General features: G+C 40.0%; 7 protein-coding genes. 2 read left to right on the top strand and 5 right to left on the bottom strand.

Annotation, left to right across the window (positions count from 1 at the left end):
* Window positions 1-252: 252 nt before the first annotated feature.
* The gene (locus tag C1A09_RS03935) at window positions 253-591 is read right to left on the bottom strand and encodes a hypothetical protein (protein ID WP_101542390.1); all 339 of its coding nucleotides are present in this window, start codon (window positions 589-591) and stop codon (window positions 253-255) included.
* Window positions 588-896 carry an FtsB family cell division protein gene (locus tag C1A09_RS03930; RefSeq protein ID WP_101542389.1) on the bottom strand — a complete coding sequence of 103 codons (309 nt, stop codon included), beginning with the start codon at window positions 894-896 and terminating at the stop codon, window positions 588-590. Before C1A09_RS03930 ends, C1A09_RS03935 begins: the two co-directional genes overlap by 4 nt.
* A 98-nt stretch (window positions 897-994) precedes the next feature.
* Here C1A09_RS03930 and C1A09_RS03925 point away from each other — a divergent pair, with 98 nt between their 5' ends.
* Window positions 995-2,833 (top strand): DNA polymerase III subunit gamma/tau, encoded by a 1,839-nt coding sequence (locus tag C1A09_RS03925; RefSeq protein ID WP_101542388.1) that lies wholly within the window; start codon window positions 995-997, stop codon window positions 2,831-2,833.
* Between the two features lie 322 nt (window positions 2,834-3,155).
* Window positions 3,156-3,326 (top strand): 4Fe-4S ferredoxin, encoded by a 171-nt coding sequence (gene fdxA, locus C1A09_RS03920; RefSeq protein ID WP_101542387.1) that lies wholly within the window; start codon window positions 3,156-3,158, stop codon window positions 3,324-3,326.
* 77 nt (window positions 3,327-3,403) lie between these two features.
* Here fdxA and C1A09_RS03915 read toward each other — a convergent pair whose 3' ends face one another.
* From C1A09_RS03915 to C1A09_RS03905, 3 genes are all read right to left on the bottom strand, one after another.
* A complete protein-coding gene (locus tag C1A09_RS03915; protein WP_101542386.1) occupies window positions 3,404-4,597 on the bottom strand; it encodes a pyridoxal phosphate-dependent aminotransferase in 1,194 nt (397 codons plus the stop codon).
* Between the two features lie 81 nt (window positions 4,598-4,678).
* Window positions 4,679-5,893, bottom strand: a complete 1,215-nt coding sequence (locus C1A09_RS03910) for a bifunctional 3,4-dihydroxy-2-butanone-4-phosphate synthase/GTP cyclohydrolase II (protein ID WP_101542385.1) — start codon at window positions 5,891-5,893, stop codon at window positions 4,679-4,681.
* A 20-nt stretch (window positions 5,894-5,913) separates the two neighbouring features.
* Window positions 5,914-7,812 (bottom strand): LptF/LptG family permease, encoded by a 1,899-nt coding sequence (locus C1A09_RS03905; RefSeq protein WP_101542384.1) that lies wholly within the window; start codon window positions 7,810-7,812, stop codon window positions 5,914-5,916.
* Between the last annotated feature and the right edge of the window lie 19 nt (window positions 7,813-7,831).

Below are 7,831 nucleotides of genomic sequence, written 5' to 3'. Positions count from 1 at the left end.
TCTCGTTCCCGAAAGCGGATGCAAAAGTAGGGCATTTGATAATAACACGCAAATATATATGACTCTTTTTTTAAAAAAAAATGAAACTTTTTGCTAATACGCTGACTGATAAGGATGTTATAAAACATATTTCCAAAGGGAAGAGGAAAAAACACGGAAAGAAAACACATTATTATATATACGCACGAGCGGAGAAAGAGAAAAAGAAAAAACAGGAACGGAAAGAAAAAGAAAAAATATCCTCAAAGACTATTATTCTCCTTTTACTTCCTCCTGAGGAATACGTATCGAAGTATAAAGTTCAAGGATAGCAGCAATTGTAAGTGAGATAATCCACTCATTACCATGAGTAAAAAGCATAAACGCCCCCGTTAAGACCAACAACAAAGCACCGAATATTTGCTGACGACGGAGACGTTTCACATTCGTTTTTTTAGATTTCGAAGGGGAATTGATCTGTGCCAAAGCAACAAAGGTAGCACCAATAGTATATACATAAGGCGCGAGCATCCAACCAGTAATATAAACAGCGGCCCCTATGAGAACCATAACAGCACCTACAGTAAAAAGAGCGGGTATCAATTGTTTCATTTTTCTATATCTTCTTCAAATACGTAAATATCTTCATTGGGCTTTTTCATCAGATACTTTTCGCGCGCAATGCGTTCAATAGTACCGGAATCAACGGCAAGTTCATTGAGACGACGAGTATTCTCTTCATATTCCGTCCGGAACTTATCTATTTCTTCACGCAAGCGACTTTCCTCACGCGCATAACCCATACGGCGAACAATACTGTTCTCATCTAAAAATCCGATAAGCACCGCAAACAGTACAAGTGTAATCAAATACTTGTTCTTACAGACAAATAACCAAAAGGAAACAAGTTTATCCACGTTGATTCAATGATTAAATATTATGGTACAAAGATAAAAGGAATAACTGAAAAATTTCTTTTTTTTGCGTACATTTGCATAATAAGAAAACCCTAAATATGGAAAATTATATAGTATCGGCACGTAAATACCGTCCATCTACCTTTGAGTCGGTAGTAGGTCAATGCGCATTGACTACCACACTGAAAAATGCAATCGCTACAGGTAAACTGGCGCACGCCTATCTCTTTTGTGGACCACGGGGAGTAGGAAAGACAACTTGCGCCCGTATTTTTGCCAAAACCATCAATTGCATGAGCCCCACGACAGATGGAGAAGCATGTAACCAATGCGAATCATGTATAGCTTTCAACGAACAACGCTCTTATAATATTCACGAACTGGATGCCGCTTCCAATAACTCCGTAGACGATATCCGCCAACTGGTAGAACAGGTACGTATTCCGCCACAGATAGGTAAATACAAGGTTTATATCATTGATGAGGTACACATGTTGTCCGCTTCTGCCTTCAATGCTTTTCTGAAAACATTGGAAGAACCACCCAAACATGCCATTTTCATTCTTGCTACTACTGAAAAGCATAAGATATTACCGACTATCCTATCACGTTGCCAGATATATGACTTCAACCGCATCAGCGTAGAAGATACCGTAGCTCATCTTGCATATGTAGCTTCTAAAGAAGATATCATAGCAGAACCGGAAGCTCTGAATGTCATAGCCCTAAAAGCAGACGGTGGCATGCGTGATGCCTTATCTATTTTCGACCAAGTAGTGAGTTTTACAGGTGGACATATCACATATCAAAGTGTGATTGAAAACCTCAATGTATTGGATTATGAATATTACTTCCGATTGACGGATTTCTTTCTTGAAAATAAAATCAGCGATGCCCTGCTCTTGTTAAATGATGTATTGAACAAAGGATTTGATGGCAGCCATTTCATCACGGGACTTTCTTCACACTTGCGCGACCTTTTGGTAAGTAAGGATTCTGCTACCCTGCCATTGCTCGAGGTAGGTGCAAGTATCCGGAAACGATATCAAGCACAGGCACAAAAATGCCCATTGTCTTTTTTATACCGCGCCATGAAACTCTGCAACGACTGTGATCTAAGTTATCGTGCCAGCAAAAACAAAAGATTACTGGTAGAACTCACTTTGATACAAGTCACACAACTTATTGCCGAAGAGGATGATTCCGTCGGTGGGCGTAGCCCTAAACAAATTATCAAACCCATATTTACGCAATCTACGGTTATACAGCAGCCACAGGTTGCTCAAGCTACGACTCGGTCACAAGTAAATAATGTGACCCGTCCTCAAGTAGTTTCTGTAACTCCATCTACCACACCTACTACATCTATAACCGCCTCCAAACCGACAACCACTGCACCAACACATATCACGCCAACTTCAGTGTTGTTGTTACAAGGTAAAGAAGAGAAGAAAATACCCGTCATAAAAATGTCGGGACTTGGCGTCTCCATTAAACGCCCCAAAGCAGAAGATGATCCAAAACCTACCAATACAATTCATACAGTACAACAAAGCGTACCAATAGAAGAAGATTTTATCTTCAATGAAAGAGATGTCAATTATTATTGGCAAGAATATGCCGGACGAATGCCCAAAGAACAGGTTGCTATTGCTAAACGTATGCAGAATATGCACGTCAATCTTCTGAATGCCACAACATTTGAGGCCGTAGTGGACAATGAAATTATAGCTAAGGAATTTACCTCATTGATACCAGCTTTACAAGATTATTTACGTACTCGCCTAAAAAACCGTAAAGTCACTATGACTGTACGTATCAGTGCTCCTACCGAAAAAGTTCGGGTATATGGTCGTGTAGAAAAATTTCAGATGATGGCACAAAAGAACGATGCCCTCTTACAATTAAAAGATGAGTTTGGTTTGGAACTATACTAAGTATTCCAATAGAGGAACTTGTATACAGATATCCTATGAGCATAGATATCTTCAAACACAGTCATAACATGAAGTGAGTATGTAATAATAGCAATGAAAGTAACGAATACATAACTATCCCGGTACTGATTTCCATTACCACACCCACTTAAATAACTGAATATCAATCTATCAGTATAGATATTATTTGAGACTAGCTCGAGAATAGCTATTTAGACAGTATACAAATTAGTTCTTTTTAATCAAGATTGATAGTTAGTAATGAAGAAAACACTTATTTTTGTCGAACCAATTAATACTAATAATTAAAAAATTAAAGAAAATGGCTTACGTAATTAGTGAAGATTGTATTGCTTGCGGTACTTGTATCGACGAGTGTCCGGTAGGCGCTATCTCTGAAGGTGATATCTATCATATTGATCCAGAAGCTTGCACAGAGTGTGGTACGTGTGCAGATGTTTGTCCTTCTGAAGCAATTCATCCGGGAGAATAATACGATCCTTAGAAAACAAAGAAAGGCTCGGTTTCAATGAAACCGAGCCTTTCTGTTTGTTCAACGATATTACAAAGTTAAGCAAGTTTTGCCAACGCTTCCTTAATCCGGCGAATAGCTTCTACAATATTTTCATCGCTAGTAGCATAACTCATACGAATACATTCAGGAGCACCAAATGATGTACCACCTACACAAGCCACATGAGCAACTTCCAACAAATACATTGCCAAATCATCTGAATTATCAATTTTGCGCTCAGCTACAGACTTACCGAAAAATGAACTACATTTCGGAAACAAATAGAAAGCACCCTCCGGTACATTCACTTCAAATCCCGGAACTTCCTTGGCCAATTTTACAATGAGGTCACGACGACGTTCAAAAGCTTTACGCATTTCTTCAACCGGAGCCTGCGTACCCGTATAGGCAGCTTCAGCAGCCTTCTGAGATACAGAACAAGGGCCTGAGGTATATTGACCTTGCAGCTTGTTACATGCCTTTACAATATATTCTGGTCCAGCAATAAAACCAATACGCCAACCAGTCATGGCATACGCCTTGGAGACACCATTTACAATCACTGTACGTTCCTTCATTTCAGGAAACTGTGCAATGCTCTGATGTTTACCGATATAATTGATATGTTCATAAATTTCATCTGCAATCACAATTACTTGCGGATACTTAACCAATACAGCGACTAGCCCGGCAAGTTCCTCCTTACTGTATACAGAACCAGTAGGATTAGATGGAGAACAGAGAATTAAAGCCTTTGTCTTTGGAGTAATGGCAGCTTCCAATTGAGCAGGTGTAACTTTGAAATCCTGTTCGATACCTGCGGTTACAATCACCGGCTTACCTTCAGCAAGTTTCACCATTTCCGGATAACTCACCCAATAAGGCGCAGGAACGATAACCTCATCACCCGGATTTACCAACACCATTATAGTGTTGCAAACCGATTGTTTGGCACCATTGGCACAAGAGATTTGTGCCGCCGTATATTCCAGACCATTTTCTTTTTTCAGTTTCTCCACGATAGCATTGCGCAAAGCCGGATAACCCGGTACAGGGGAATAACGAGAAAAATTGTCGTCTATCGCCTTTTTCGCAGCTTCTTTTATGTGATCAGGGGTGTTAAAATCAGGTTCACCGACACTCAAATTAATCACGTCTACACCTTGAGTTTTCAGCTCTGCACTCTTTTGAGACATAGCCAGTGTCGCAGAAGGCGACAAGCTGTTCAAGCGGTCTGATAATTGGTTCATTTTGTTTCTTATTAATGGTTGTTATGCAAATTTGATTGCAAAATAAGCGATTTTATTTGAAATGCGAAAACAAAAAGACAGTTACTTATTAAAATGAAGCGTATGTCCCATACGTTCTTTCTTTGTGCGTAGGTAACGTTCATTATATGGATTGGGGGAAGTTTCAATTGGTACATTCTCCACAATCTCCAATCCATATGCTTCCAAGCCTACACGTTTTACAGGATTATTGGTTAGCAGGCGCATCTTGTGTACACCCAATTCGCGAAGGATCTGAGCTCCTACCCCATAATCACGCTCATCTACCAGATGCCCCAAGCAAATATTAGCATCTACTGTATCCAATCCATCCTCCTGGAGTTTATATGCTTTCATCTTTTCCATCAGACCAATACCACGACCTTCCTGATTTAAATAAACAATCACCCCCTTACCAGCTTTTTCAATCATCTCCATTGCTTTATGCAGCTGATCACCACAATCGCAACGCATAGATCCGAAGATATCTCCCGTTGCACAAGAAGAGTGTACACGTACCAACACTGGTTCATCCCCACTCCAAGCACCTTTAAACAAAGCTACATGTTCCAATCCATTGGATTTCTGACGGAAAGGTATCAGACGAAAATGTCCGTGTTCAGTAGGCATATCTACCTCCACACCTTTTTCAACAATAGATTCTTGCTTCAAGCGGTATGCAATCATGTCACGGATAGAAATCAGTTTCAGATTAAATTCATCAGCCATTCTACGCAACTCGGGCAAACGTGCCATCGTACCATCCTCGTTCATAATTTCCATCAATGCTCCAGCCGGATAAAATCCTGATAGACGACACATGTCGATGGTAGCTTCGGTATGCCCAGCACGACGTAATACACCTTTTTCCTGTGCGTACAACGGATTGATATGCCCGGGGCGCCCGAATGTAGCCGGAGTAGAAGCAGGATCTGCCAATGCCTGGATAGTTGCAGCACGATCGGCAGCCGATACACCGGTAGTACAACCTTCCAATTTATCAATAGTTACGGTAAAAGGAGTCCCCAGCACAGAAGTATTGTCCGTAACCTGATGTGGCAAATCCAACTCCTTACAACGAGATACAGTGACCGGAGCACACAATACTCCACGGGCATGTTTCAGCATAAAGTTCACCTTCTCCGGTGTAATTTTCTCAGCAGCAATAATCAAGTCTCCTTCATTTTCACGATCTTCGTCATCAACTACTATTACAAAGTTACCCGCCTTGAAATCCTCAATAGCTTCTTCTATTGTATTCAATTGTACTTTTTCCATCTTATTATTGTTTATTTATTCTATTTCGTTTCTATAATTCGCAATATTTCTTCATTGGTTTTAATGATACGTTCCATATCTTTACTCAAACGAATACGGAATGCCCAAATACGAAAATAAAAGAACAGCCCCAACGGCAATACTATACCACAAAGCATATTAAGCCAATAATTACGGAAAGGACGCACATGAGCATGAACCGGAATAACCGGATAATTATTCAATGCCGTTAACAAAGCAACAGATCTCGTATTTGACATCTCATCTATATAACTTTCCAGGCGGTCATTGATTTCTACCATTTCCTCATCACGTGGTGCATCATTCATCCACAATTTTACATAATTAGGCGCACGTTTCAATCTCTTTTTATCAGCATACACGCGGCAATCGACAGATAATTTCCGCAAATCATCCGGCAGGCGTACATAATCCGGATCATGGATAATCACTTCTTTCCGGAATAAATGACGTACACTACGGATACCTACAATTTTCTTAAACCAGTTAATATAAGCATCTGCATTCAACACTACAGAATCATTGTTCGACTTATAAGTAAGGAAAGCCCCCAATGGCGCCAATACCGCTGTACTGGTCCACATGCCCATCCACACAATCCATTTACCGTCACGAGCCATCTTAAAGCCCGTATTATTTATAATATAATAGATAATGAATATAAGTACGGACACAACCACTGGCATACCCAAACCACCCTTCCGGATAATACCTCCCAACGGTGCACCGATAAAGAAGAAAATAAGACACGCCAAAGAAAGCGTTAGTTTATCATGCCACGAAGTCATGTGTCGTCTCAGGCTCGATTCAGTTTGTAAAAGACTGAAACTCTTGAAACTCCAATCGCTGGCAGCGCTCTCCGCACGGCTAACGGCAGTAGAAAGTATTTTCTGCTTCTGCGCCAATGTTGCCACATTATACAAGCTGTCTACATTATAAAAACGCAGATTAGCTGTTTCAATCTTCACGGTATCCTGTTTACTCAACACAGTGGAAGTAGGTTTATAAGTTCCTCCCATGGCCTCCTGATAATAAACCCTTCCCACACTATCATTCAGTACTTTCATAGAATCAATACCTGCTTGTAGCATCTTCATATCCTTACTTCTGGACTGATTACTCATAAAGCCCGCATCTACCATGTTGAAGTCAGAATTAAATTCTATGATCGCATGTTTCTCCCGAAAAGTCTCCCTACGGTAAGGAACATTTTTCTGGCTCATATTCTGTGATTTCAGATTTTCAAACTGTTCGCCACTATACAGATGTAGATATAAATGTTGCTTATCAGCCGTCATTTCCAATCTTCCAGAATCCGCCTTGATAATCTGCGCATTTTCAAACCCCTTTTCGAAATTATAAATCAACACGTCGTAAAGCATACCCGTCTTACGATTTTTATGCTTTACATAAAGATTATAACCATCTATTTCATCATAAAAAACACCCTCAGGTATATCCACTTCAGGAGATTTCTGTTTCATCGAAAACAACAATGTCCATAACTTTGTCTCTGCTATCGGTCCGATAACATTCTGAAAATAAAAAGAAACACAACAGATAAAAGTAATAAAAATAATCAACGGGCGCATAATCTTCAACAAAGGAACACCCGCTGCTTTCATGGCAAGCAATTCAAACCGTTCTCCAAAATTTCCAAAAGTGATAAGAGCCGCCAACAAAATGGCTAATGGCAACGAAAGCGGTACTAATGTAAGCGCCGAATAGAAGAAAAATTGAGCCAATACACTCACTTCCAATCCTTTTCCCACCATCTCATCCACATATTTCCATAGGAACTGCATCATGAAGATGAAAAGACAGATGAAGAACGTACCAATAAAGAGCATGCAAAAACTCTTTAGTATAAATATATCTAACTTTTTTATGCGCAGCATTTTACTTGTTTCATGCAAT

Origin of the sequence: Bacteroides cutis (assembly GCF_900241005.1) — a bacterium.
Lineage (GTDB): Bacteria > Bacteroidota > Bacteroidia > Bacteroidales > Bacteroidaceae > Bacteroides > Bacteroides cutis.
The sequence above is the reverse complement of the archived record's forward strand: the minus strand, read 5'-3'. Positions and strand labels throughout refer to the sequence as shown.

Bases quoted from the DNA above. Each gene is read 5' to 3' on its own strand.
- C1A09_RS03935 (WP_101542390.1), bottom strand. From the start codon at position 591: ATGAAACAATTGATACCCGCTCTTTTTACTGTAGGTGCTGTTATGGTT.
- C1A09_RS03925 (WP_101542388.1), top strand. From the start codon at position 995: ATGGAAAATTATATAGTATCGGCACGTAAATACCGTCCATCTACCTTT.
- C1A09_RS03910 (WP_101542385.1), bottom strand. From the start codon at position 5,893: ATGGAAAAAGTACAATTGAATACAATAGAAGAAGCTATTGAGGATTTC.
- fdxA (WP_101542387.1), top strand. From the start codon at position 3,156: ATGGCTTACGTAATTAGTGAAGATTGTATTGCTTGCGGTACTTGTATC.
- C1A09_RS03905 (WP_101542384.1), bottom strand. From the start codon at position 7,812: ATGCTGCGCATAAAAAAGTTAGATATATTTATACTAAAGAGTTTTTGC.
- C1A09_RS03915 (WP_101542386.1), bottom strand. From the start codon at position 4,597: ATGAACCAATTATCAGACCGCTTGAACAGCTTGTCGCCTTCTGCGACA.